The organism is Halomonas heilongjiangensis, assembly GCF_002879645.1.
In the GTDB taxonomy this organism is placed as follows: Bacteria; Pseudomonadota; Gammaproteobacteria; order Pseudomonadales; family Halomonadaceae; genus Halomonas; species Halomonas heilongjiangensis.
Genome location: NZ_PNRE01000036.1, coordinates 35,693 through 59,251 on the forward strand (window position 1 = coordinate 35,693; position 23,559 = coordinate 59,251).

Annotated in this window: 24 protein-coding genes and 2 tRNA genes (1 of these 26 running past the window's edge); 8 read left to right on the plus strand and 18 right to left on the minus strand. The window is 66.3% G+C overall.

Annotation, left to right across the window (positions count from 1 at the left end):
- Positions 1–87: 87 nt before the first annotated feature.
- Genes mnhG through C1H66_RS07915 form a run of 7 tightly spaced genes read right to left on the minus strand, consistent with a single transcriptional unit; the run spans position 88 to position 5,967 of the window.
- Positions 88–492 carry a monovalent cation/H(+) antiporter subunit G gene (mnhG, locus tag C1H66_RS07885; RefSeq protein ID WP_102627350.1) on the minus strand — a complete coding sequence of 135 codons (405 nt, stop codon included), beginning with the start codon at positions 490–492 and terminating at the stop codon, positions 88–90.
- Positions 485–754 (minus strand): MrpF/PhaF family protein, encoded by a 270-nt coding sequence (locus C1H66_RS07890; RefSeq protein ID WP_102627351.1) that lies wholly within the window; start codon positions 752–754, stop codon positions 485–487. The genes mnhG and C1H66_RS07890 overlap by 8 nt, the downstream gene beginning before the upstream one ends.
- A gap of 21 nt (positions 755–775) precedes the next feature.
- Positions 776–1,249 (minus strand): Na+/H+ antiporter subunit E, encoded by a 474-nt coding sequence (locus tag C1H66_RS07895; RefSeq protein ID WP_102627352.1) that lies wholly within the window; start codon positions 1,247–1,249, stop codon positions 776–778.
- Positions 1,246–2,820: a Na+/H+ antiporter subunit D gene (locus C1H66_RS07900; RefSeq protein ID WP_102627353.1), complete on the minus strand. Its 1,575-nt coding sequence runs from the start codon at positions 2,818–2,820 to the stop codon at positions 1,246–1,248. The genes C1H66_RS07895 and C1H66_RS07900 overlap by 4 nt, the downstream gene beginning before the upstream one ends.
- Positions 2,817–3,164: a Na+/H+ antiporter subunit C gene (locus tag C1H66_RS07905; protein WP_102627354.1), complete on the minus strand. Its 348-nt coding sequence runs from the start codon at positions 3,162–3,164 to the stop codon at positions 2,817–2,819. Before C1H66_RS07905 ends, C1H66_RS07900 begins: the two co-directional genes overlap by 4 nt.
- Before the next feature lie 45 nt (positions 3,165–3,209).
- Positions 3,210–3,641 carry a Na+/H+ antiporter subunit B gene (locus C1H66_RS07910; RefSeq protein WP_102627355.1) on the minus strand — a complete coding sequence of 144 codons (432 nt, stop codon included), beginning with the start codon at positions 3,639–3,641 and terminating at the stop codon, positions 3,210–3,212.
- Positions 3,634–5,967 (minus strand): putative monovalent cation/H+ antiporter subunit A, encoded by a 2,334-nt coding sequence (locus tag C1H66_RS07915; RefSeq protein ID WP_102627356.1) that lies wholly within the window; start codon positions 5,965–5,967, stop codon positions 3,634–3,636. The genes C1H66_RS07910 and C1H66_RS07915 overlap by 8 nt, the downstream gene beginning before the upstream one ends.
- A 405-nt stretch (positions 5,968–6,372) precedes the next feature.
- On the opposite strand from C1H66_RS07915, the gene C1H66_RS07920 reads away from it, so the two are divergent.
- The 6 genes from C1H66_RS07920 to C1H66_RS07945 are packed head-to-tail and all read left to right on the plus strand — an operon-like array spanning position 6,373 to position 12,270.
- Positions 6,373–9,183 carry a monovalent cation/H+ antiporter subunit A gene (locus C1H66_RS07920; RefSeq protein WP_102627357.1) on the plus strand — a complete coding sequence of 937 codons (2,811 nt, stop codon included), beginning with the start codon at positions 6,373–6,375 and terminating at the stop codon, positions 9,181–9,183.
- Positions 9,183–9,524 (plus strand): Na+/H+ antiporter subunit C, encoded by a 342-nt coding sequence (locus C1H66_RS07925; RefSeq protein ID WP_102627358.1) that lies wholly within the window; start codon positions 9,183–9,185, stop codon positions 9,522–9,524. Before C1H66_RS07920 ends, C1H66_RS07925 begins: the two co-directional genes overlap by 1 nt.
- Positions 9,521–11,062, plus strand: coding sequence for a monovalent cation/H+ antiporter subunit D (locus C1H66_RS07930; protein ID WP_102627359.1), 1,542 nt, complete (start codon positions 9,521–9,523; stop codon positions 11,060–11,062). The genes C1H66_RS07925 and C1H66_RS07930 overlap by 4 nt, the downstream gene beginning before the upstream one ends.
- Positions 11,059–11,556, plus strand: a complete 498-nt coding sequence (locus tag C1H66_RS07935) for a Na+/H+ antiporter subunit E (RefSeq protein ID WP_102627360.1) — start codon at positions 11,059–11,061, stop codon at positions 11,554–11,556. The genes C1H66_RS07930 and C1H66_RS07935 overlap by 4 nt, the downstream gene beginning before the upstream one ends.
- The gene (locus C1H66_RS07940; protein ID WP_102627361.1) at positions 11,550–11,819 is read left to right on the plus strand and encodes a K+/H+ antiporter subunit F; all 270 of its coding nucleotides are present in this window, start codon (positions 11,550–11,552) and stop codon (positions 11,817–11,819) included. The genes C1H66_RS07935 and C1H66_RS07940 overlap by 7 nt, the downstream gene beginning before the upstream one ends.
- A 13-nt stretch (positions 11,820–11,832) precedes the next feature.
- Entirely contained in the window at positions 11,833–12,270 is a 438-nt protein-coding gene (locus C1H66_RS07945) for a Na+/H+ antiporter subunit G (protein ID WP_102627362.1), read from the plus strand.
- Positions 12,271–12,283: 13 nt separating this feature from the next.
- Here C1H66_RS07945 and hemH read toward each other — a convergent pair whose 3' ends face one another.
- From hemH to rnr, 11 genes are all read right to left on the minus strand, one after another.
- Positions 12,284–13,372, minus strand: a complete 1,089-nt coding sequence (gene hemH, locus C1H66_RS07950; protein ID WP_102627363.1) for a ferrochelatase — start codon at positions 13,370–13,372, stop codon at positions 12,284–12,286.
- A 214-nt stretch (positions 13,373–13,586) separates the two neighbouring features.
- The gene (locus C1H66_RS07955; RefSeq protein WP_102627364.1) at positions 13,587–13,889 is read right to left on the minus strand and encodes a DUF6482 family protein; all 303 of its coding nucleotides are present in this window, start codon (positions 13,887–13,889) and stop codon (positions 13,587–13,589) included.
- Between the two features lie 148 nt (positions 13,890–14,037).
- Positions 14,038–14,331: a hypothetical protein gene (locus C1H66_RS07960; protein WP_102627365.1), complete on the minus strand. Its 294-nt coding sequence runs from the start codon at positions 14,329–14,331 to the stop codon at positions 14,038–14,040.
- A 67-nt stretch (positions 14,332–14,398) separates the two neighbouring features.
- Positions 14,399–15,787: a replicative DNA helicase gene (dnaB, locus tag C1H66_RS07965; RefSeq protein WP_102627366.1), complete on the minus strand. Its 1,389-nt coding sequence runs from the start codon at positions 15,785–15,787 to the stop codon at positions 14,399–14,401.
- Between the two features lie 178 nt (positions 15,788–15,965).
- Complete coding sequence (locus C1H66_RS07970) at positions 15,966–17,471, minus strand: carbohydrate porin (RefSeq protein WP_102627367.1); 1,506 nt, start codon at positions 17,469–17,471, stop codon at positions 15,966–15,968.
- Between the two features lie 325 nt (positions 17,472–17,796).
- Positions 17,797–18,243, minus strand: a complete 447-nt coding sequence (rplI, locus tag C1H66_RS07975) for a 50S ribosomal protein L9 (protein ID WP_102627368.1) — start codon at positions 18,241–18,243, stop codon at positions 17,797–17,799.
- A gap of 15 nt (positions 18,244–18,258) precedes the next feature.
- Positions 18,259–19,110: a YybS family protein gene (locus C1H66_RS07980; protein ID WP_102627369.1), complete on the minus strand. Its 852-nt coding sequence runs from the start codon at positions 19,108–19,110 to the stop codon at positions 18,259–18,261.
- 12 nt (positions 19,111–19,122) lie between these two features.
- Positions 19,123–19,350, minus strand: coding sequence for a 30S ribosomal protein S18 (rpsR, locus tag C1H66_RS07985; protein WP_016853668.1), 228 nt, complete (start codon positions 19,348–19,350; stop codon positions 19,123–19,125).
- A 33-nt stretch (positions 19,351–19,383) separates the two neighbouring features.
- Positions 19,384–19,755, minus strand: coding sequence for a 30S ribosomal protein S6 (gene rpsF, locus C1H66_RS07990; protein ID WP_102627370.1), 372 nt, complete (start codon positions 19,753–19,755; stop codon positions 19,384–19,386).
- Between the two features lie 148 nt (positions 19,756–19,903).
- The gene (gene rlmB, locus C1H66_RS07995; protein ID WP_102627371.1) at positions 19,904–20,728 is read right to left on the minus strand and encodes a 23S rRNA (guanosine(2251)-2'-O)-methyltransferase RlmB; all 825 of its coding nucleotides are present in this window, start codon (positions 20,726–20,728) and stop codon (positions 19,904–19,906) included.
- A complete protein-coding gene (gene rnr / locus C1H66_RS08000; RefSeq protein ID WP_102627372.1) occupies positions 20,728–23,130 on the minus strand; it encodes a ribonuclease R in 2,403 nt (800 codons plus the stop codon). The genes rlmB and rnr overlap by 1 nt, the downstream gene beginning before the upstream one ends.
- A 236-nt stretch (positions 23,131–23,366) precedes the next feature.
- On the opposite strand from rnr, the gene C1H66_RS08005 reads away from it, so the two are divergent.
- Both C1H66_RS08005 and C1H66_RS22840 read left to right on the plus strand, forming a co-directional pair.
- A tRNA-Leu gene (locus C1H66_RS08005) sits at positions 23,367–23,453 on the plus strand.
- A gap of 67 nt (positions 23,454–23,520) precedes the next feature.
- A tRNA-Leu gene (locus C1H66_RS22840) sits at positions 23,521–23,559 on the plus strand (it continues 126 nt past the right edge of the window).

Sequence of the window (23,559 nt, forward strand, 5' to 3'; positions counted from 1 at the left end):
GCCACCATTTCTCCGTCACGGCCTGGCGGGCCCATCACACAAGAGGCCACCCCTGGGTGGCCTCGCGCTCCTTCCTGCCCTCACGCCTCAGGGCGGATCGGTCTCCCTCGGCCGACGCTTGGCATTGGCCTCGGTCTCGAGCCCGCTCTTCAGCTCGTGGGTCAGCGGATCGTAATTGGGTCGCAGCTCGTCCTTCACCGTACCGCTCCACAGCTTGGAGCCGACGAAGTAACCGGCCCGGCCGATCACGTGGGCCGCCACCGGCGCGGTCATCACCACAAAGACGATGATCGCGAAGGCCCGCGCCACCACGGCCACCTCGGCGAAGTGCAGGGCCACCGACAGCATGATCAGGATCACCCCGAGGGCAGCGGCCTTGGTGGTGGCGTGCATGCGGGTCAGCAGGTCCGGCAGACGCAGGATGCCCAGCGCCGCCAGCAGCATGAACAGCGCTCCGGAGAGGATCAGGGCTCCCTTGATAAATTCAATCATCGCGGGGACCTCCACGCTCCAGGAAGCGGGCGAAACCGATGGCGGCCAGAAACCCCATCAGGGCAATGACGATGGCGGCATCGAGGAAGCTCGAGACCCCGGTGGCGATGGCATAGAGGCCCACGAGCCCCACCACGATACTGGCGAACAGCTCCAGCGCCACCACCCTGTCGGGCAGGCTCGGGCCACGCACCACCCGCACGAAGGCCAGGACCAGGGCCAGGCCCATCAGCACCTGGCTGATCAGGATCACGCTCTCCATGGCGACACCTCCCAGCCGGTCTCAGCGAAACAGTTCCAGGGCACGATATTCCATTTCCTTGAGGTTGCGACGCAGCTCCTCCTCGTCGTCGAGGAACATGGCGTGGATGTAGAGCACCTTGCGGTCGTCGGAGACGTCCAGGCTCAGCGTCCCCGGGGTCAGCGAGATCAGGTTGGCGACCATGGTGATCTCGAGCTCGGTACGGGCCTCCAGCGGGAAGGCGATCACCCCTGGCTTCATGTGCCAGGGCGGCGTCAGGATGTCGAAGGCCACCTTGAAATTGGCCATCAACAGCTCCTTGATGAAGAAGCCGAGGAAGCGGAGGATGCGCGGCACCCGGCCGGGGTAGCCCTTCAGGGCCTCCACCTGGGGCTCGATCAGCACCAGGGCGATATAGCCGAACACCAGTCCCACCACCAGATTGAGGCCGGTGAAGTCACCACTGAGGATGACCCAGGCCAGGGCCAGCAGCAGGTTCCAGATCGCACCGGTCATGGGCGCGCCTCCCCGGACGGAGCCTCGAGCAGAGCATCGCTGCCATGGGCCTCCTGCCCCATCACGGCCTCGATGTATCCCCGCGGATTCGTCAGTTGGTCGCCGATGATCGCCATGATCTCCATCAGCGGCTGGGCGTAGATCCCGATCAGCACCGCACAGAGCGCCAGCCAGCCCACCGGTAGATACATCAACCACAGGCTCGGCTTGACCATGCGGCTGTCGTCCCCCGCCACCATCTCCACCTCGGGCACCAGATTGTCCTCCGGCAGCGCCTTCCAGAACACCTCGTGCCAGATCTTGACCATGGAGTAGAGCGTCATCAGCCCCACGGCCAGGGCGATGGCGGTGACCACATAGGCCTCGGCCTCGATGCCCGCACGCACGATCACGAACTTGGCGAAGAACCCCGACAGCGGCGGCACCCCGGCCAGCGAGAAGGCCGAGATGAAGAAGGCCACGGCGAGCCACGGGCGTTCCCTGTAGAGCCCCCCCATCTTCTTGAGCTGGTAAGTGCCCTGCAACCGACGAGTGACGCCACTGATCAGGAAGAGGTTGGTCTTCACCACGATGTTGTGCATCACTGCGAAGATGCCCCCGGCGATGGCCAGCGGCGTGAACAGCGCCAGCCCCAGGATCATGTAGCCGATCTGGCTGACGATGTGGAACGACAGGATGCGCCGGAACTCGTACTGGGCCGCGGCCCCCAACACGCCGGTGACCATGGTCAGGGCCGCTCCCCAGATCAGCAGATCCTGAGTGTAGTCCATGGTCTCGTCGAACATCAGGGTGAAGACCCGGAACAGCGAGTAGACCCCCACCTTGGTGAGCAACCCGGCGAACAGCGCCGACACCGCCACCGGCGGCGTATGGTAGGAGGCGGGTAACCAGAAGAACAGCGGGAAGGCCGCGGCCTTGATGCCGAAGGCGACCATGAACATCACCGCCAGCACCTCGACCATGCCACGATGCTCCGCCTCGGCAAGGCGCAGGGCGATGTCCGCCATGTTCAGGGTACCGACCATGCCGTAGAGCAGGCCGATCGCGGTGAGGAAGATCACCGAGGCGAGCAGGTTCAGGGTCACGTACTTGATGGCGCCCTCCATCTGCGCCTTCTCGCCACCGAGTATCAGCAATGCGAAGGAGGCGACCAGCATCACCTCGAACCACACGTAGAGGTTGAAGATGTCGCCGGTGAGGAAGGCCCCCGCGACGCCCGCCAGCAGCAGGTGCATCAGGGGGTAGTAGCCGAACTTCTCGTGATCCGGCCCCGTGGAGGCCAGCGAGTAGACCGCCAGCGCCAGGCCGATCATGGCGGTCAATACCACCATCACCGCACTGAGCATGTCGGCCACCAGGGTGATGCCGTAGGGCGCCTCCCAGCCCCCCATCTGGATGGTCACGTACCCTTCCGCGGAGACCGAGGCCATCAGCCACAGGGCCACCACCAGCAGCGCCAGGTTGCCGGCCACGGCGGTGAAGCGTTGCATGGGTCGCGAGCGCCAGAACAGCAGCGAGATGGCCCCGGACAACAGCGGCAGGAGGACGGGAAGAGCGACTTCGGGCCTCACGTGTCGGTATCCTTCATCTTGTCCAGGTCATCGGCCTTGACGATCTCGTAGGCGCGACGGATCAGCACCACGGCGAAGGCCAGCACGCCGAAGGCGATCACGATGGCGGTCAGCACCACCGCCTGTGGCAAGGGGTCGGCGACCGGCCCCGGCGGGACCAGCATTCCCTCCGGAATCAACGGCGGGGCACCACGGGTCATGCCCGCCGAGGTGAAGATCAGCAGGTTGGCGGCATTGGACAGCAGCATCAGCCCGATCACCAGCTTGACGATCGAACGGCGCAGCATCATGAAGATTGCCGCGGCGTAGAGCAGCCCGATGGCCACGGCCATTACCGGCTCCATGTCGGACCTCCCGGGCGGGTCAGCGGAACAATGCCGCGCATGCGCTCAAGGCTCATCCTTGTCCACCTCCATCAGTGTCATGACCATGGTCAGCACCGACCCCAGCACGGCCAGATAGACGCCGATGTCGAAAATCAGCGGAGTCGAGGCCTTGAAATCGATGCCCGGCACCGTCCACCACTGGGCGGTGAGGAAGGGCTGGTTCACGAACCAGGCCGGAAAGACCGAGATCATCCCCAGCAGCAAGCCAAGGCCGATCAGGTCTCGCGGATCGACCATGCGCAGTACCTCCCGGGTCGAACTGACCCCGAAGGCGAACAGGTAGAGGGTGAAGGCCCCCGCCGCCACCAGGCCGGCAATGAAGCCACCGCCCGGCTCGTCGTGGCCGCGCAGCAGCAGGAACACCGAGAACAGCAGTTGCAGCGGCATCAGCAGTCGCGCGGCGGTGTTGAGAATGATGGTGCCTGACTTAACCATCGGCAGCCTCCTTGGCCGGGGCGGTCTTTCTCGACGCCTTGCCTGTGGCGCGCAGCTTGAGCATGGCAAAGACCCCGATGGCCGCCAGTGCCAGTACGAAGATCTCGCCCAGGGTATCGAGCGCGCGATAGTCGACCAGGATCACGTTGACGATGTTGCGACCGTAGGCCAGGGGAGCGCTGTTCTCGATCATGTAGCCGGAGATGGGCACGAACTGGTCGATGCTCCAGGAGGTCAGGATCAACAGGGTGATCAGCACGCCCATGCTGCCGGCGACGGCGACGTCACGCACCCGTTCCAGCGGGGTTGAAAGGCGAGAGAAACGCGGCAGCCGGAACAGCACCAGCACCAGCAGGATCACCGTCAGCGTCTCCACCAGCAGTTGGGTGATGCCCAGGTCCGGGGCACTGAAGAGGATGAAGGTCAGGGCGATGGAGAAGCCCATGATCCCTACCGAGACCACGGCACCCAGCCGCGAACGGGAAATGGTCGCGAACAGCGCCCCCATCACCATCGTCCCGGTGACGATCGCCTCGTGGAAGCGCACGTCCAGGTCGAAGGCGAACTCGGGGGCATGGCGCAGCAGCAACGAATTGCCCACCAGGGCGATCAGGGTGAGGATCATCACCAGGATGTAGTTACGCATGTAGCCGTTCTGCAGCACCCGAGTCTGCCATTCGGAGACCACCACCACCTTGTCCATGAGGGCGTCATAGCCGGCTTCCGGGCCCCGCGAGAGCAGCGGATCGAGACGCGCCAGGCTCGCCCGCACGCGGTCCCAGCGACGGAACAGCAAGTAGCCCAGCGCCAGACTGACCAACGACATCAACAGCGGCAGGTTGATGCCGTGCCACAGCGACAGCGATACCGAGACCGGCCCCCCCATCACCGCCGACGCCGCGGCGGTGAGCAGGTGCGCGCCGGCCAGCACCGGCACGAGCCCAAGCAGCAGCGAGAGGACGGCCAGCACCGCCGGCCCCAGCAGCATGGACACCGGCGCCTCATGGGCCACCCGCGGGGTCTGACGGCGCTGGCCGAAGAACGGTCGCAGCGCCACCACGGCGGCCACCGCGATGGTCAGGAAAGCCGCCGAAAAGGCCAGCAGCAGGATCAGCCAGCGGAAGGCACTCGCCTCGAGCACCGACTCGAACATCAGCTCCTTGGCGATGAAGCCGAACAACGGCGGCACCCCGGCCAGCGACAGGGCGGCGATCATCGCCACCACGGCGGTAACCGGCATCAGCGGCCGCAACCCGCCCATGGCAGTGACGTCCTTGGTCCCGGTCTCGTGGTCGAGGATACCGGCCACCATGAACAGTGCGCCCTTGTAGAGCGAGTGTGCCAGCAGGAAGGTGACGAAGGCGATCAACGCCCCCTCGGTACCGATCCCCAGCAGCATGGTCAGGGTGCCCAGGGCCATCACCGTGGAGTAGGCCAGCAGCTTCTTGATATTGGTGTGGCGAATCGCCAGGAAGGCCCCGGTGAACATGGTGAAGGCCCCCACCACCGAGAGGATACCGACCCACGCCTCGGTCCCGCCCAGGCTCGGCTGCAGGCGCGCCAGCAGGTAGATGCCGGCCTTGACCATGGTCGCCGAATGCAGGTAGGCCGACACCGGGGTAGGGGCAGCCATGGCGTTGGGCAGCCAGAAGTGGAAGGGGAACTGGGCCGACTTGGTGAAGGCGCCGAGCAGCAGGCAGATCAGCAGCGGCATGTAGAGGTCGTGCTCGCGCAACACATCGCCCACGGCATTGAGCTCGGTCAGCGACCAGCTCTCGCCGGCGATGCCCAGCATCACCAGCCCCGCCATCAGCGCCAGCCCACCGGCTACGGTGACGAACAACCCCTGCCTAGCCGACTTGCGCGCCTCGAGATCGGCATGATTGAAGCCGATCAGCAGGTAGGAGGTGATGCTGGTCAGTTCCCAGAACACGAACAGCGTGATCAGGCCGTCGGCCAGCACCAACCCGAGCATCGACACCATGAACGCCAGGATCACCACATGGAAGCGCACCAGGTCCGGGTGCCCCTTGAGGTAGCCACCGGCATAGATCAGCACGAAGGTGCCGATCACCGTGATCAGCAGGGCGAACAGCAGCGACAGGCCATCGATGAGAAAGGTCAGGCTCATGCCCAGTGCCGGCACCCACTCCAGCACCAGCAGCAACACCTCCCCCTGCATCACCTGCGGCACGCGGCCCAGGAACCATAGCGCCAGGGCCGCCGGGAAGGCGGCCAGCACGAAGCTGGTCCGGGCTCCGAACCAGCGATGCAGCAGGGGCGCGAAGGCGGCCAGCACGAAACCGGATAACACCGCGAGTTGCATCACGCAAAAGTCTCCTGATCATGGTCGCCACCTCATTGCCCACTGGGCAACGGAGGCCTGTTCGCTGGACGTGCCTCTTCTAAAGTACCAGGCGATCTTCGCCTAATGGATGACCCGGCCCGTCGGCCAACAGCCTGTCTATCAATAGTGAAAGCCTATAGACTCACGCCGACGACTGGCAAGAAAGGGCGTGTGTCCACCATCAACGAAAGGCAGCATTGTAATCATGACACAATGATTATTCAGCCGTTTTTCGCGCACGCCGACGCCCGGCAGCTCCCCCCGACTGCCCTGGAACGACGAGCCTTGCGGCAAGATCGCATCGAATGCCACCAATAACAGCGACCATCCCGAGCGCCTGGCCACGATGCAATCGACACCGCCCAAGCGTGGACCAAGAGCCCGATGTCATTGCTGTGGATCCTCATCCTGCCCATCGCCGGCGCCCTGGTGCCGGTCTTCGCCGCCCGCCATGGCCGCCGGGCCTGCGTCGCCGTCACCCTGATCGCCCCGCTGCTCGCCCTGGCCCTGGCACTCCTGCATGGCCCGACGGTGATCGGCGGTGACATCGTCAGCCAGTCGCTTGCCTGGATGCCACTGCTGGGCCTCGATCTGGCGCTACGCATCGACGGCCTGACGCTGCTCTTCGCCCTGCTGATCCTCGGCATCGGCAGCCTGATCCTCTTCTACACCGGCTACTATCTCCATACCGATGAGGACGACGGCCGCTTCCTGGCCTACATGATGCTGTTCATGGGCGCCATGCTCGGTATCGTCATGGCCGACAACCTGCTGCTGCTGTGGCTGTTCTGGGAGTTGACCGGCATCTCCTCCTTCCTGCTGATCGGCTTCTGGGGGCACCGCAGCGATGCCCGCCGCGGCGCGCGCATGGCCCTGGCCGTCACCGGTGCCGGGGGGCTCGCCCTGCTCGCCGGCATCCTGCTGATCGGCCAGGAGGTAGGCAGCTTCGCCATGGCAGAGGTCCTGGCCGCCGGCGAGACGCTCCGGGCCTCGTCGCACTATCCCGCGATCCTGGTGCTGGTGCTGCTGGGCGCCTTCACCAAGTCGGCCCAGCTCCCTTTCCACTTCTGGCTGCCCCACGCCATGGCTGCCCCCACCCCGGTGTCGGCCTTCCTGCATTCGGCGACCATGGTCAAGGCCGGGGTCTTCCTGCTGGCACGCCTCAACCCGGCACTGGGCGACACCGCCCTCTGGGCGCTGATCCTGTCGCTGGTGGGCCTGGCAACCCTGCTCTATGCCGCCTGGTTCGCCCTGCTCGAGCGCGACCTCAAGGGGATCCTCGCCTTCTCCACGATCAGCCACCTGGGGCTGATCACCCTGCTGCTGGGGCTGGGCAGCCCGCTGGCCATCGTCGCCGCGGTATTCCATATCCTCAACCACGCCACCTTCAAGGCGGCGTTGTTCATGAGCGTGGGGATGATCGATCACGAGACCGGCACCCGGGACATCGACCGCCTCGGCGCCCTGTGGTCGATGATGCCGCTGACCGGCACCCTGACGATCCTGGCCGGCGCCGCGATGGCCGGCCTCCCCCCCTTCAATGGCTTTCTCTCCAAGGAAATGCTCTTCGCGCAGAGCCTGGGGAACAACCTGCTGGGCGCGCTGAGCGCACTCATCCCGCTGCTGGTGGTGATCGGTGCCGTGCTCTCGGTGGCCTACTCATTGCGCCTGATCTACAGCCTGTTCTTCGCCGCGCCCAGGCTGACCCGGGAGCAGAAGGCCCAGCCACCGCTCGAGGCCCACGATCCGGCGAAAGGCATGCTGGCCCCCGGCCTGTTCCTGGCGGCAATGAGCCTGCTGCTCGGCCTGTTCCCGATGACCCTGGCCGCGCCACTGATCAAGGCCGCCAGCCTGGCCGTGCAGGGCGACACCACTCCGCTGTTCCAGCTCGTGTTGTGGCACGGTCTCGACCTGCCACTGGCGATGAGCGTGGTGGCAGTGGTGGGGGGCATCCTGGTGCTGCACCAACACAGGCATCTTGCCGGCATCGCCGCGCTCTTTCCCGGCCGGGATGCCGGCCTGGCCTTCGAAGCCGCCGTGCAGCGCGTGATCAAGGCCGCGCTGTGGCTGACCCTGCGACTGGAGAACGGCTCCCTGCAGCGCTACCAGGCGCTGCTGATCCTCTGTGCCCTGGCCATGGCCGGCATTGGGCTCAGCCGGCTCGATGCCCTCACCGGCGAGAAAGGGATGCAACCCCTCGACGGTATGCTGGTGCTGGGTGCGGCGCTGATGGTCTTCGGCGCCATCGGCAGCGCGCTGAGTCACCGCTGGCGGCTGGTCTCGCTGCTGATGCTCTCGGTGGTGGGCCTGACGGTATCGATGACCTTCGTGCGCTTCTCGGCACCGGACCTGGCGCTGACCCAGCTCTCGGTGGAGGTCGTGTCGATGATCCTGTTGATCCTGGCGCTGTTCTTCCTGCCCCAGCGTCCCCCCCTGCTGGTCTCCAGCCGACGCATCCTGCGCGACCTGCTGCTGGCTGCCTCCCTGGGGCTGGTGGTGGCGATGCTCAACTATGCCTTCCTGACCCGGGAAAGCCTCTCCATCGCCGGCTTCTTCCTGCGCGAGAGCGTGCCCGGCGGCGGCGGCACCAATGTGGTCAACGTCATCCTGGTGGACTTCCGCGGCTTCGACACCCTGGGCGAGATCACCGTGCTGACCCTGGCGGGACTGGCCACCTTCAAGCTGCTCAACCGCCTCAAGCTGTTCATGCCGGCGGGCAACCTCGAGGGCATCCGCTGGTCGCAACACCGCTACCCGCTGATCCTCGCGGTGGTGGCGCAGATTCTGCTGCCCCTGGCACTGCTGGTGTCGGCCTACATCTTCCTGCGTGGCCACAATCAGCCCGGTGGCGGCTTCATCGCCGGGCTGATCACCGCGGTGGCCCTGATCCTGCAGTACATAGCCCGCGGTCATGACTGGACCCGCGAGCGCCTGCCGATCTCCTATCCGGTGGTGGCCGTATCGGGACTGGCGATCGCCACCGCCACCGGCATGGCCAGTTGGCTGTTCGGCTATCCGTTCCTGACCTCGGCCTTTGGTCACTTCGATGTCCCGCTGATCGGCGAGATCGAGCTCGCCTCCGCCATGCTCTTCGATGCGGGGGTCTACCTGGCCGTGGTCGGTGCCACCCTGATGATCCTGATCAACCTGGGCCGGGTCACCACCATCCACCGCCCCCGCCTGGAGGAACGCTGATGGAACTCCTGTTTTCCCTGGTGGTTGGCGTGCTGACCGCCAGCGGGATCTACCTGCTGCTGCGCGGCCGTACCTTTCCGGTGATCGTCGGCCTGACGCTGCTCTCCTATGCCGTCAACCTCTTCCTGTTCTCCACCGGAGGACTCAACACCGATGCCGCGGCGGTGATCGGTGAATCGCTCACGCCCACCGATCCGCTGCCCCAGGCGCTGGTGCTCACCGCCATCGTCATCGGTTTCGCCATGACCGCCTTCGTGGTGATCCTGGCCATCCGCGCCCGCAGCGAGCTGGGCAGCGATCACGTGGACGGCCAGCAGGGCGAAGCGGGAGACGGCCGATGAGCCAGCACCTGCTCGTCCTGCCCATCCTGGTGCCACTGATCGGCGCCCTGGCCCTGCTGCTCACCGGCAAGGTCGGTCACGCCGCCCAGCGCCGGATGGGCGTGGCGCTCACCGCCCTGCTGGTAGTGATCAGCGCCGGGCTGCTGGCCCGGGCCGGCAGCGGCGAGCTGACCTTCTATGCCCTGGGCAACTGGCAGGCGCCCTTCGGCATCGTGCTGATGCTCGATCGCCTGTCGGCCCTGATGCTGACCCTGACCGCGGTACTGGCGCTGGGCTGCGTGCTGTTCGCCTGCGCCGGCGATGATGCCAGGGGCAGCAACTTCCACGGCCTCTTCCAGCTCCAGCTGATGGGGCTCAACGGCGCCTTCCTCACCGGCGACCTGTTCAACCTCTTCGTGTTCTTCGAGATCCTGTTGCTCGCCTCCTACGCCCTGTTGATGCACGGCGGCGGCAAGGCGCGGGTCGGCGCCGGCCTGCACTACGTGATCCTCAACCTGGCCGGCTCGGCGCTGTTCCTGGTGGCCCTCGGCGTGCTCTATGGCGCCACCGGCACCCTCAACATGGCCGACATGGCACGCCGCCTCGCCACCATGTCCGGCGACGAGACAGCGCTGGTCACCGCCGGCGCCCTGCTGCTGATCGTGGTGTTCAGTCTCAAGGCGGCGTTGCTGCCACTCTACTTCTGGCTACCACGCACCTATTCGGCGGCCCTTGCCCCGGTGGCGGCCCTGTTCGCCATCATGACCAAGGTGGGACTCTACGCCATCCTGCGGGTGCAGTCGCTGATCTTCGCCGACAGTCCGGTCGCCGAGCCGGTGGCCGCCTGGCTGTGGTGGTCGGGCCTGGCCACCATCGCGCTTGCCGGCATCGGCGTGCTGGCCGCCCGCGACCTGAGGCCGCTGATCGCCTATCTGGTGCTGGTCTCGGTGGGCACCCTGCTGGCCGCCACCGCCCTGGCCACGCCCCAAGCCAACACCGCCCTGCTCTATTACCTGCTCCACACCACCCTGATCTGCGGGGCCCTCTACCTGATCGCCGAGTTGATCGGCCAGCAGCGGGGCAAGGCGGGGACCCGCCTGGTGCGTGCCCGCCGCCTGCACCAGCGCTTCCTGCTCGGCGGGTTCTTTCTGGTCGCCGCGGTAGCGGTGTCGGGCCTACCGCCCCTGGCCGGCGCGCTCGGCAAGCTGCTGCTGCTGCAGGCGGCGGAGGGGGCGGCACGGCTGTGGCTGTGGCCCTTGCTGCTGCTGGCGGGGCTCAGCGCCCTGATCGCCATGTCACGGGCCGGCTCGGTGTTCTTCTGGGCCAGCTACAAGGGCGAGGTCGCCGCCGGCCGGGTCAGCCGAGCCCAGCTAGCCGGGGTGATATGGCTGCTGGCCAGCGCTCCGCTGCTGGTGGGCTTCGGCGGCCCGGTGAGCGACTACACCCGCGCCACCGCCGAGCAGTTGGCCGATCCCGGTGCCAAGATCGCCCAGCTGTTCGGCGACGAGTCCCTGCCGCACATGGCCCGGTTCCAATCGCTGGAGGAGACGCGCCGATGAGCATGTTCGCCCGTGTGGTGCCCACCCCCACCCTGTCGCTGGTGCTGCTCACGGTCTGGCTGCTGATGGTGCGCAGCATCTCGCCGGGGCAGCTGTTGCTCGGTGCTCTCCTGGCCGTGGGAATCCCGCTGTTGACCCACGGCTTCTGGGAACCACTGCCGCGGGTGAAGCACCCCCTCAAGCTGGTACGCTTCGTGCTGGTGGTGCTGTGGGACATCATCAAGGCCAATGTCGAGGTGAGCCTGCTGATCCTGACCCCGCGCCGCGAGCCCCACCCCGGCTTCGTCGAGTACCCGCTCGAGGTCAAGGATCGACTGACCATCACCCTGCTGGCCAACACCATCACCATGACCCCTGGCACCGTCTCCACCAGCCTGCGCATGGATAACTCCTCGCTACTGATCCATGTGCTGGACATGGACGACGAGCAGGCCCTGATCCGCGAGATCCGCGACCACTACGAGCGGCCGCTCAAGGAGATCTTCGAATGCTAGACACCGCCCTGATGATCAGCCTGATGCTGATCGTGCTGGCCATGGCAATGAACATCTATCGCCTGGCGATCGGTCCGGACATCCCCGACCGCCTGCTGGCGCTGGACACCCTCTACGTGAACTCCATCGCGCTGATCGTGCTGCTGGGGCTGTGGCTCAACACCAAGACCTACTTCGAGGCGGCGATGCTGATCGCCATGCTCGGCTTCGTCAGCACCATGGCCATCTGCCGCTACCTGTTGCGCGGCGACATCATCGAGTGAGGGAGGCAACGCCATGACGTTCTTCGTGATCGCCGAGGGCGTGATCGCCTTCCTGCTGGTGGCCGGTGGCATCTTCGCCTTCACCGGCTCGCTCGGCATGCTGCAGTTCAAGGACTTCTTCATGCGCCTGCACGGGCCCACCAAGGGCACCACGCTAGGGATCGGCTGCGTGCTGATCGCTTCGATGCTCTACTTCACCATCACCCAGCGCGAGTTCCATGTGCAGGAGTTGCTGATCACCCTGTTCCTGTTCATCTCCGCGCCGGTGACCGGTCATATGCTGGCCAAGACCGGCCTGCACATGCACCTGCGCTTCATCACCGGCACCCGGGGCTCGACGCCGGAGTTCCGTGATGAGGACGTGGGCCAGAGCCGGGTGGCACGACCCGCCAAGGCCCGTCACCCCTGGAAGACGCGCCGCCAGCGCAAGCGCCCGGTGTTGCCGCGCTGAGACGGCGAGGCGCTCAGCACCAGCCCGCGAGCTCGTTGCGGATGATCGAGAGCAGCGCAGCGATATGGTCGTCGCGGTCGTTGAGACAAGGAATGTAGGTAAAGCGCTCACCTCCGGCGGACAGGAAACTCGCCTTGATCTCCTCGTTGATCTCCTCGAGGGTCTCCACGCAGTCGGCCGCAAAGGCCGGCGAAACCACCGCGATGTGCTTGCGGCCCTGGCGGGCCAGCTCGGCGACGTGCTCCACGGTGGCCGGCCCCACCCACTCCTCGGGGCCGAACTTCGACTGGAAGGCGGTGACGATGGCGTCATCGCCCCAGCCCAGGCGCTCCTTGAGCAGCCGTGTGGTCTTCTGGCACTGGCAGTGATAGGGATCGCCTTCCATCAGGAAGCGCTTGGGCACGCCATGGTAGGAGGCCACCAGCACCTCGGGAACGGACTCGGCGGCGGCATAGGCCTCGCGTACCGAATTGGCCAGTGCGCCGATATAGGCCGGGTGATCGAAGTAGGCCGGCACCGTACGCAGGGCGGGCTGCCACTTGAGCGTCATCAGGGTGCGGAAGGCCTGGTCGTTGGCGGTGGCGGTGGTCGGCGAGGCGTACTGGGGATAGAGCGGGAAGAACAGAATCCTCTCGCAGCCCTGGGCCTGCATCCGGCGCAACACGCTGTCGGTAGAGGGGTTGCCGTAGCGCATGCAGAAGTCGACCACCACCCGATCGCCAAGGGCCTCGTGCAACCCCTCGGCCACCTTGCGGGTCTGGTCGCGGGTGATGGTCAACAGCGGGCTCTCGTCCTGCTCGTGGTTCCAGATGCCGCGATAGGCCTCACCCGACTTGAACGGCCGCCGCGAAAGGATGATCAACTGCAGCAGTGGCTGCCATTTCCAGCTCGGATAGTCGACCACGCGCTTGTCGGAGAGAAACTCGCTGAGGTAGCGCCGCATCGACCAGTAGTCGGTGGCATCCGGCGTGCCGAGGTTGGCCAGCAGCACCCCGACCTTCCGCTGCGGCACCGGCGGATGGTCGGCCGGAGCCTGGGCCAGGCGACCACTGCCGGGCCTGGCCAGTCCGGGCCGTTCCTGCTCCAGTTGACGGGTGGTCATGCGCAGTGCTCCTCCTGATCGTTGACTGACGGGCGTGACGACAGTCTATCAGGCGGCGCACGCGGAGGACGGATAAAGTTGTACTATCGACTTGATTTGTACAGCTTGAGGTGAGCTACGCGAACCTGCCAGTCACGGCATGCGAGCGCGGCGCACGCACACCGACAGTCACACCGGGAAGCCCGATGGGCAGCGACACGGGGAGGCGCGAGGATCAGAACACCAGCGGCATGCGCGCGGTGAGAGGATCCCGGTAGTGGGCTTCGCGGCCGATCACCTCGTCATGGGGCACGTGCTGCACCAGATAGGCACGGTGAATGCCGGCACGGTTGAGCTCCAGATAGACATCCTCGAGGGTGCGGAACAGCACCGGCTTGCCGGCGCGGGTCAACATGTGGCGAGCCCCCTCCACGTCTTCCAGCTCCACCTGATAGACGTGGCTGCCGGCGTGGCCGATCACGCGGATCTCGAAATTGTCGTGGTGCGCCACGAAGGCCTTGAGGTCGTTGAATTCCATGGTTCCCTCCAACTCACTGGCGACGTGGTCAGGCGTCGCATTGCGGATGACAGATACAAATTGGGCACAGCATGGCTGCGCCCGATGACGGTGTCGTGTACCCGACGTTACCGTAATATGACCCTGACCGCGCCGTCAGGTTCCAGACTCATCGATACTCGGAGGGGTCGATGGCCTTGCCCAGGGAGTTGCGGTCGACCCACTTGCCGGCCTTGGTCTCCTTGTAGCGGAACACCACCCGGTCGCCGACCTGCACCGGCAGTTCGGCGTCCTCGGTCTGGTAGCTGTAGCGCTCGCCGTCCACCGTGAGCTGGTAACGGTAGAGATCGGGCATGCCCAGCCACTCCTTGAAGGGGCCTTCCCGCTCCATTGCCTGGAGCTCGCCGCGGGCTTCGAGTTTCGGGGTACGACGGCGATTGCCGCGTCGGAATCCGCCTGCCATGCTGCCTCCTTCACTGTGGTCGAGGGGTCGGCATTATACGGGGCCGGAGGCCGGACTCAAGGTTCACCTACTCGCCGAAGCCCCCGCCGTAGCTGTCCGGGGCCAGGTCCTCGAAGCGCGTGTACTTGCCGATGAAGGCCATGTGCACGGTGCCGATGGGACCGTTACGCTGCTTGCCGATGATCAGCTCGGCCAGCCCCTGGTTGTCGGGGTTGTCCGGATTGTAGACCTCGTCACGGTAGACGAAGGCGATGATGTCGGCGTCCTGCTCGATGGCGCCCGACTCCCGCAGGTCCGACATCACCGGGCGCTTGTTGGGCCGCTGCTCCAGCGAGCGGTTGAGCTGGGAGAGCGCGATCACCGGACAGCCGAACTCCTTGGCCAGCCCCTTGAGAGAGCGCGAGATCTCGGAGATCTCGCCGGTGCGGTTCTCGGAGAAGCCGGGGATCTGCATCAGCTGCAGGTAGTCGATCATGACCAGCGACATGTTGCCATGCTCACGCACCACCCGGCGCAGCCGCGAACGCATCTCGTTGGGCGAGAGTGCCGCGGTGTCGTCGATGAACAGCTGCTTGTCCTTGAGCAGGTTCACCGCCGAGGTGAGCCGTGGCCAGTCCTCGTCCTCGAGCTGGCCGGTACGCACCCGGGTCTGGTCGATGCGCCCCAGTGACGAGAGCATCCGCAGCATCAGCGACTCGGCGGGCATCTCCATGGAGAACACCATCACCGGCTTCTCGCTGGCGATCACCGCATGCTCCACCAGGTTCATCGCGAAGGTGGTCTTGCCCATGGAGGGGCGCCCGGCGATGATCACCAGGTCCGAGGGCTGCAGTCCCGAGGTCATCTCGTCCAGATCGCGGAAGCCGGTGGACAGCCCGGTCATCTCGCCCTGCATGTTGAACAGCTCGTCGATACGATCCACCGCCTTGGCCAGCAACTCGCTCATGCCGATGGGGCCGCCCGACTTGGGCCGCTCCTCGCTGATCTGGAACACCAGCCGCTCGGCTTCGTCGACCAGTTCGTCGGCGGGCCGGCCCTGGGGGCTGAAGGCACCGTCGGCGATCTGGCTGGCGGCGCGGATCAGCTTGCGCAGGGTCGCGCGCTCGCGAACGATATCGGCATAGGCGCGGATGTTGCTCGCCGAGGGGGTGTTGCGCGCCAGTTCGGCCAGATAGGCCAGCCCGCCCACGGTGTCGAGCTGATCGCGCCCCTCCAGGGCCTCGGAGAGGGTCACCACGTCCATCGGTCGTGCACCTTCGGACAGGCCGACCATGACGTTGAAGATCAGGCGGTGCTCGTAGCGATAGAAGTCGTCCGCCACCAGCCGGTCGGCGATGCTGTCCCAGGCCTGATTGTCGAGCATCAGGCCGCCGAGCACCGACTGTTCGGCCTCAAGCGAGTGCGGGGGCACCTTGAGGGCGGCGGTTTCCTGATCGAGCTCGAGGGTGTCGTTCATGACATGGCAACCTTCAGGGGAACGGGCCGGGACATTCTACCCGAAGGGCCGGCACCACCCTACACTCGCGAAACGGCCAGCACTCACGGAGCGGCAAAAACCCGCGCTCGTGACCGGGCGCGGGCAAGGATCGAAACAGCGGGCTTGGTCATGGCCCGGCAGACGCCGGGCCGGGGCGTCAGAACCAGACTTCGGTCTGGACGCCGAAACTCCACTGGCCGCCGGTGAAGCCGTCGTTGCCGAAGGAGCTGGCGCCATAGTCGTTGAGCTCGCTCGACCAGTCGGTGTAGGAAGCGAAGAGGCGGATCTCCGGGCGCTGCCAGAAGCCACCCACCTGAGGCTTGAAGGTCGGTGCCACGGTCAGCTTGCCGAAGTCGCCGCTGACGGCGTTGCGGCCATCGAAGCCCTGGGGGTCGAGGTCCATGTACTGGTAGCTGGCCTCGTACTGCATCTCGAAGTTCCGGGTCAGCTCGTTGGCCAGGCGCACGTTGAGGCCGGCCCACTTGTAGTCGTCGCCTGCGACGTAGCGGTCCTTGCTCACCTCGGCGAGGATCGAGGGTGCCACACGCCAGCTCGGTGCCAGGTAGGTGGTGCCATAGATGCCGACCCGGGTCGCCTGGGCGTCCTCGGTCAGGTTACCGTCGGCGCCGAGCACCTTGGCCTCGGCCCCCAGGCCCTGGCCGTGGATCACCGCCGCCTTGAAGTTGCCTTCGCCGAGGCCGAAGAAGCTGTCGCCATGATAGGCGATCATGGTGTGGAAACCGCTGTCGGCGGCGGCATCACTCCCCTCGAGCACGCGTTCGTCGTTGTCGGCGGCCGACAGGCCACTGACCATCCACTGCCAGTTGCCGATGTAGTTGTTGGCGGTCAGGGTCAGGCTGTCGGTATTGCCATTCCCGGTATCCTCCCCCTCGCCGATGATGTCGAACTCGCTGAAGGTACGCCCATAGAGCGAGAAGTTGGAGCGCCAGTTGTCGCCGAGCTGGACGTCGTAGATGCCGGCGCCGGTGCCGGCCAGGAAGACGAAGTCGCTGTCGAGCCAGTGGATGTCGAAGTTGTCGCGGTCGAAACGCTTGCCGGCCCAGATCGAGGCGTTCTCGAAGGCGCCGGTGAAGCTCGGCAGGTCGCTGAATTCGGCATAGACCTGGCGAACGTTGAGGTTCGACTCGTCGGCGGTCCAGTCGTTGCTGGTGCTGACACCGTCGGCGATCATGGTGCGGTAGTGCGCCTTGGCGCCATTGTCGTAGGTCTGGCGATAGTTGAGAATCGCCTCGGCGTAGGTATCCCCTTCGTTGCCCAACCGGCCCACCGCGCCCCCCAGGCCACCGGCCGGCGTCACGTAGGGCCCTCCGTCGATGCTCTTGCGATCCTCGCCGAGCAGCAGGCCCGAGCGGGCGTAGGCATTGAAGGAGAAGCCCTCCTCGCCACTCGCCTGGCGTTCGACCTTGGCAAGACGCTCCTCGACCTCCTCCGCGGCAAGACGTCCCTCGGCCTGGGCCTCGGCCAGTACCGCCCGCTGCTCGGCGTCGTCGGCGCGCCGCTCGGCGGCGGCGATCCGCGCCTCCAGCTCGGCCAGGCGCTGCTCGAGGCCGGAGTGAGTGTCGGCGCCGGCGAGACCGGTCATGGCGAAGCTGGCCACGGCGACGGCGGCAACGAGGGGAGATCTGAGCATGGCAGTCTTCATCGGAGCGAGTCCTTTTATGGTTGTTTTCGCAGGGAAAGTGGGGGAAGGCCCGATCTATATCGTTTAAGCCACCCGACAGACCGACGGCCCAGCCTCCCTCTCGATCGACCCGTCGCCTCGCGACCGAGGACAGGCCATGGCGAGAACTTAATCGTTTAAGTCTCGTGATGCAAAAAGAAAACCGTAATATTACTACCAATGTCTAACCGCTCGGCGCCCCGCCGGGGGCTCTCCCTTCCCCCAGGCCCGGCCGCCCTCCCACGGAAAAGGGGCGCGAGGAAGATTCCCTCGCGCCCCTTCGCACCCCTTGGCGGTGAGACGAGCCTTACTCGGCCACGACCACCACGCGCACGGTGGCGTCGACTTCGGCGTGCAGGTGCAGGTCGATGTCGTACTCGCCGGTCTGGCGGATCGGGCCTTCCGGCATGCGGACTTCGCTCTTGGCGACGTCGATGCCGGCGGAGGCGATGGCCTCGGCCAGATCACGCGGCCCGATGGAGCCGAACAGCTTGCCCTCGTCACCGGCCTTGGCCACCAGCGACAGCTCGATCTCGCTCAGCTGAGCGGCGCGGGCTTCGGCGACGGCCTTGCGCTCGGCGGCCTGGGCCTCGAGCTCGCTGCGCTGGGCCTCGAAGGCCTGCACGTTGTCCTTGGTCGCCGGCACGGCCAGGCCGTAGGGCACCAGGTAGTTACGACCATAACCGGGCTTGACGGTGACCTTGTCACCCAGGCCGCCCAGCTTGCCAATCTTGTCGAGCAGAATGACTTCCATCTCGTTAACCTCTTGTCAGTCGCTTCTGGCCAGTCGTGCGCGGAAGTCCGCGAACGAGTCGATGAAGGCCAGCAGCAGCACGATGAGAATCATGGGCCAGGTAGTGATCAGCAGCACATAGAAGGCTACCAGCCACAGCCCGTTCATTCCCTTCAATCCGATGAAACCGTGAACCAGCGCGATGCCCGACACCAGCAGTGGCACCCAGGAGAGCAGCCCCAACGCCGGGATCCCCAGCACCATGCCCACCACCCCGAGCGCCACCAGCAGAGCGAGCTCGCGGGGCGCCAGGCGCAGGCCATGGAACTCCCCGCGAAAACCGCCGGGGTTGTAGAGCCCGGCCTGCCAGCCACGCGCCAGCGCCAGGCAGGCCACGGCGGCGAGCAGCACGATCAGGCCGGTGACGCCGCTGATCAGCAGCGCTGCCAGTTGCTCGGTATCCATGCCCTGGGCGGCGAGTTCGCGGAGCATGCCGTCGATCTCGGTCGACCCCTGGCGCAGTTGCTCCAGCATGGGACCGGCCCCGCCGGGGGGCAGGAAGACCCCCAACTGGATCATCGCCGCTCCGGCCAGGGCGCCGGCGATCAATGCCTCGCTCCAGCGCATGCGCGACCGCAGCACCACCGCCATCAAGGTGACCAGCAGGATACTGGCCAGCGGGATGGCATCGCCCTGGGTCCACCACCAGCCTGCCGGGAGCGCCGCGGCGATGATCACCGGCAGCGCCGCCGACAGGCCGCGGCGCAGGGTCACCAGCGCCGCGATCGCGGCCCCCAACCAGAACAGCCAGGGGATGAGTGACGCAACGGCGGCCCCGCCGACGGCATGGGGCGTGCCCCGCATCATCCAGCGGGCGATCGGCAGCATCACGTCGCGTTCTTACTGGTGGCTGTCGGTGTAGGGCAGCAGCGCCAGGTAGCGAGCCCGCTTGATGGCGGTGGACAGCTGGCGCTGATAACGGGCCTTGGTACCGGTGATGCGGCTGGGAACGATCTTGCCGGTCTCGGTGATATAGGCCTTGAGCGTGTCCAGGTCCTTGTAATCGATCTGCTTCACCCCTTCAGCGGTGAAGCGGCAGAACTTGCGACGACGGAAAAAGCGTGCCATGGAAAGACTCCTTCAAACGTGCGATGGGTGGGCTCAGGCGGTTTCGGCGCTGCGCGGCTTTTCGTCGCGACGGGCACGCTTCTCTTCCGCCGGCTTCATCATCGGCGAAGCCTCGGTGACAGCTTCCTTGCAACGCACCACCAGGCTGCGAATGATGGCATCGTTGAAGCGGAAGATGTTCTCGATCTCGTCGAGAGTCTCGCCGCGGCACTCGACGTTCATCAGCACGTAGTGAGCCTTGTGGATCTTGTTGATCGGGTAGGCCAGGTGGCGGCGGCCCCAATCCTCGAGGCGATGCACGGTACCGCCGTTCTCGGTGACGAGGCTGGTGTAGCGCTCGACCATCGCCGGTACCTGCTCGCTCTGGTCCGGATGGACCATGAACACGATCTCGTAGTGACGCATGGGATCTCCTTGCGGTTTGACAGCTTCCTCATCGAGGACCTCGGTCGCTCATGGGAAGCAAGGAGTGGTTGTCGAAGGTTCTCGACCACAGGGTGTCTTGGCTCAAAAAAGCCGATGCCCGCTCGGCAGACGAACGGGCGCAAGCATTCTAGTGAGGAGTGGCGCGGGATGCAAGCCGGCGCTGACGCACCGCCTCGAACAGACAGATCCCGGTGGCTACCGAGACGTTGAGGCTCGAGACGCTGCCGGCCATGGGCAGCTTGACCAGGGTGTCGCAGGCCTCGCGGGTCAGGCGGCGCATGCCCTTGCCCTCGGCCCCCATCACCAGGGCCACGGGGCCGGCGAAGTCGGCCTCGTACAGGCTCGCCTCGGCCTCGCCGGCGGTACCGGTGACCCAGACGCCGAGCTCCTTCAGTCTCGCCAGGGCCCGCGCCAGGTTGGTGACCTGGTAGACGGGAACGCTCTCGGCGGCCCCGCAGGCGACCTTGCGCACCGTGGCATTGAGCGGGGCGGCCTTGTCCTTGGGCACGATGACCCCGTGCGCCCCGGCGGCATCGGCGCTGCGCAGACAGGCACCGAAGTTGTGCACGTCGGTGATGCCGTCGAGGACCAGCAGCAGCGGCGGCGCGGCATCGGGCCAGGCCTCGAGACGCAGCCACAGCGAGGCCTCGCCCTCGGCGGCGAGGGGCGCGGCGAAGGCGACGACCCCCTGGTGGGCAGCCCCCTGGGCCAGGCGATCGAGCTCGTCGCGGGGACGCGCCTGGATACGTGCGCCGCCCTGGCGCGCCGCCTCGACCAGCTCGGCCAGGCGCTGACCGGCATCGCCCTCCTGGACCCAGAGCTCGCGCGGCCGCTCGCCGCGGTCGAGCAGCGCGCGCACCGCATGCACGCCGAACACGGCCTCGAGTCCCCCGGGGGGGCGATGGGGCCCCTTCTTCACGTCGCGATGGCGCCCCTTGCGTCCCGTTGCCATCAGCCGCGCGTACGGGGCTTGGGCTTGCGTGCCCCGCGGCGACGCTGGCCGCCTTTGCCCCCCTGGTCATCGGGCTTGCCATTCCCGGCGGGTGGCCGGGCGTCGGCGGCCGCGCCCTCACCGGCAGCACGTCGCTTGCGGGGCTGACGCTTCGGACGCGGCTTGTCGTCGGCCAGCTCGAAGTCGATCTTGCGATCGTTCATGTCGACCCGCGCCACCTGCACGGTGACGCCATCGCCGAGCCGGTAGCTCATGCCGCTGCGCTCGCCCTTGAGGCGGTGCTTCTCGGCCTCGTAGTGGTAATAGTCGGAGGGCAGCGAGGTGACGTGGACCAGCCCCTCGACGTAGACCTCGTCGAGGCGCACGAAGATGCCGAACTGGGTCACCGAGGCGATGGTGCCGTCGTAGACCTCACCCAGCTTGTCGGACATGAACTCGCACTTGAGCCAGTCCTCGACGTCGCGGGTGGCGTCGTCGGCGCGCCGCTCGGTCATCGAGCAGTGTTCGCCGAGCTCGAGCATCTGCTCGAAGGTGTAGGGGCACCACTTGCTGGGCGGCTCGACCTTGCCACCCTCGGCTCGCAGCACCGTATTGGTCTGGCGCGGGCCGCGGATCACCGAACGGATCGCCCGGTGCACCAGCAGGTCCGGGTAGCGACGGATCGGCGAGGTGAAGTGGGCGTAGGCCGGATAGGCCAGGCCGAAGTGCCCCTCGTTGTGGGGCGAGTAGACCGCCTGGCTCATGGAGCGCAGCATCACCGTCTGGATGATGTCGGCGTCCGGGCGCCCCTTGATGGCCTCGGCCAGCGCCTGGTAGTCCTGCGGGGTCGGCTCGTCGCCCCCGCCCACCGACAGCCCCAGCTCGGCGAGAAACAGCCGCAGCTTGTCGAGGCGCTCCGGCGAGGGGCGCTCGTGGATGCGATAGAGCGCCGGCAGGTCGTGCTTGTCGAGGAAGCGGGCGGTGGCCACGTTGGCCGCCAGCATGCACTCCTCGATGATCTTGTGGGCGTCGTTACGCGAGCGCGGCACGATCTTCTCGATCTTGCGCTCGTCGTTGAAGACGATCGCCGTCTCGGTGGTCTCGAAGTCGATGGCACCACGGGCGACACGCGCCTCGCGCAGCAGCCGGTAGAGGGCATGCAGGTTCTGCAGTGACGGCACCAGCTCGCGGTACTCCTCGCGCAGGGCCGCCCCCGCTTCGCCGTCATCGTCGAGGATGGCGGCGACCTTGTTGTAGGTCAGCCGCGCCTGGGAGCGGAACACCCCCTCGTAGAAACGGTAGCGGCTGATGGTGCCGGTCTGGGAGATGTTCATCTCGCAGACCAGCGCCAGGCGATCGACGTCGGGATTGAGCGAACAGAGCCCGTTGGAGAGCAGCTCCGGCAGCATCGGCACCACCTGTCCCGGGAAGTAGACCGAGTTGCCGCGGGTGATCGCCTCCTGGTCGAGAGCGCTGCCGGGGCGCACATAATGGGAGACGTCGGCGATGGCCACCAGCAGCTTCCAGCTGCCCGACTTGGTCTTCCAGGCACAGACGGCATCGTCGAAGTCCTTGGCGGTCTCGTCGTCGATGGTCACCAGGGGGACATCACGCAGGTCGATGCGGTGCTGCTTGTCGCCCTCGGCGACCTCGGCGGACATGCTGGCGATCTGGTCATGGACCTCCGGCGGGAACTCCGCGGGAATCTCGTAGCTGCGGATGGCGATATCGATCTCCATCCCCGGATCCATGCGCTCGCCGAGCACCTCGACCACCTCGCCCACCGGCTGCACCCGGGTCTCGGGCTGCTGGACGATCTTCGCCGAGATCACCTGGCCGTCCTTCGCCCCGCCACAGGCGCTGTGGGGGATGATCACCTCCTGGGTGATGCGCGGGTTCTCGGGAATCAGCACCCCGAACTCCGGGGTGTTCTCTCGATAGACGCCGACGATGGTCTGGGTGTTGTGCGACAGCACCTCGGCGATGGTCGCCTCGTCGCGGCCACGGCGGTCACGTCCGCTGATACGCGCCAGCACGTAGTCACCGTGGAAGACCCGCCGCATCTGCCGGGGCGGCAGCACCAGGTCGGGCTTCTTGCCGTCCTCGCGCAGCAGGAAGCCGAAGCCGTCGCGGTGCCCCAGCACCTTGCCCTTGACCAGATCGAGCTTGTCGATCAGCGCGTAGGCCCCTCGGCGGTTGCGCAGCACCTGGCCGTCGCGCTCCATCGCCGCCAGCCGCCGTCGCACCGCCTCCTGAAGGTCCTCGTCGTCGAGGCCCAGCAGGCGGCTCATGTTCTCGTGGGTGATCGGTTTGCCGTACTCCTCCAGCCGGGCGAGCAGATACTGGCGGCTGGGGGCGGGGTTGTCGTACTTGTGGGCCTCGCGGCTGGCATGGGGGTCGTCGCTGAGCGTCCAGTGGGTCATGCAGAAGGCATCCTTGACAGCATCGGGAGCAGCGTCCTCGAGAAGGCGCCGGAGAAGCGCCGCGGGCATGAGGTCTTGCGATTGAGGTCTATTGTCATGGCCGCAGTATAGCGCCGGCAGCGACACGACCCAACCTCGGTCACACATTCGCGCCCGCCCCGGCTGCCTGTATTTCGTCGGCGGCGGCCCTGACGCTCTTGCATTGGCCGAGAAATCCGGTACCATACGCCTCGCCTGCCCAGATGGCGGAATTGGTAGACGCGCTAGCTTCAGGTGCTAGTGTCCTTACGGACGTGGAGGTTCAAGTCCTCTTCTGGGCACCATCGATACCCTGCGGGGTATCCGGGAGTTCGCTCCCACGCTCTTTGTCAGCTCGAAACGCTCGTGTTCGCCCAGGTGGCGGAATTGGTAGACGCGCTAGCTTCAGGT

Coding starts and splice junctions, on each gene's coding strand:
- C1H66_RS07905 (WP_102627354.1), bottom strand. CDS start 3,164: ATGGAGCCGGTAATGGCCGTGGCCATCGGGCTGCTCTACGCCGCGGCA.
- dnaB (WP_102627366.1), bottom strand. CDS start 15,787: ATGAACGACACCCTCGAGCTCGATCAGGAAACCGCCGCCCTCAAGGTG.
- C1H66_RS07980 (WP_102627369.1), bottom strand. CDS start 19,110: ATGCTGCCGATCGCCCGCTGGATGATGCGGGGCACGCCCCATGCCGTC.
- C1H66_RS07920 (WP_102627357.1), top strand. CDS start 6,373: ATGTCATTGCTGTGGATCCTCATCCTGCCCATCGCCGGCGCCCTGGTG.
- rpsF (WP_102627370.1), bottom strand. CDS start 19,755: ATGCGTCACTACGAGATCGTGTTCATGGTCCATCCGGACCAGAGCGAG.
- hemH (WP_102627363.1), bottom strand. CDS start 13,372: ATGACCACCCGTCAACTGGAGCAGGAACGGCCCGGACTGGCCAGGCCC.
- C1H66_RS07935 (WP_102627360.1), top strand. CDS start 11,059: ATGAGCATGTTCGCCCGTGTGGTGCCCACCCCCACCCTGTCGCTGGTG.
- C1H66_RS07890 (WP_102627351.1), bottom strand. CDS start 754: ATGGAGAGCGTGATCCTGATCAGCCAGGTGCTGATGGGCCTGGCCCTG.
- C1H66_RS07910 (WP_102627355.1), bottom strand. CDS start 3,641: ATGGTTAAGTCAGGCACCATCATTCTCAACACCGCCGCGCGACTGCTG.
- C1H66_RS07955 (WP_102627364.1), bottom strand. CDS start 13,889: ATGGAATTCAACGACCTCAAGGCCTTCGTGGCGCACCACGACAATTTC.
- rnr (WP_102627372.1), bottom strand. CDS start 23,130: ATGACCCACTGGACGCTCAGCGACGACCCCCATGCCAGCCGCGAGGCC.
- C1H66_RS07960 (WP_102627365.1), bottom strand. CDS start 14,331: ATGGCAGGCGGATTCCGACGCGGCAATCGCCGTCGTACCCCGAAACTC.
- C1H66_RS07970 (WP_102627367.1), bottom strand. CDS start 17,471: ATGAAGACTGCCATGCTCAGATCTCCCCTCGTTGCCGCCGTCGCCGTG.
- C1H66_RS07925 (WP_102627358.1), top strand. CDS start 9,183: ATGGAACTCCTGTTTTCCCTGGTGGTTGGCGTGCTGACCGCCAGCGGG.
- C1H66_RS07945 (WP_102627362.1), top strand. CDS start 11,833: ATGACGTTCTTCGTGATCGCCGAGGGCGTGATCGCCTTCCTGCTGGTG.
- C1H66_RS07940 (WP_102627361.1), top strand. CDS start 11,550: ATGCTAGACACCGCCCTGATGATCAGCCTGATGCTGATCGTGCTGGCC.
- rplI (WP_102627368.1), bottom strand. CDS start 18,243: ATGGAAGTCATTCTGCTCGACAAGATTGGCAAGCTGGGCGGCCTGGGT.
- rpsR (WP_016853668.1), bottom strand. CDS start 19,350: ATGGCACGCTTTTTCCGTCGTCGCAAGTTCTGCCGCTTCACCGCTGAA.
- C1H66_RS07895 (WP_102627352.1), bottom strand. CDS start 1,249: ATGACCGGTGCGATCTGGAACCTGCTGCTGGCCCTGGCCTGGGTCATC.
- rlmB (WP_102627371.1), bottom strand. CDS start 20,728: ATGGCAACGGGACGCAAGGGGCGCCATCGCGACGTGAAGAAGGGGCCC.
- C1H66_RS07915 (WP_102627356.1), bottom strand. CDS start 5,967: ATGCAACTCGCGGTGTTATCCGGTTTCGTGCTGGCCGCCTTCGCGCCC.
- mnhG (WP_102627350.1), bottom strand. CDS start 492: ATGATTGAATTTATCAAGGGAGCCCTGATCCTCTCCGGAGCGCTGTTC.
- C1H66_RS07930 (WP_102627359.1), top strand. CDS start 9,521: ATGAGCCAGCACCTGCTCGTCCTGCCCATCCTGGTGCCACTGATCGGC.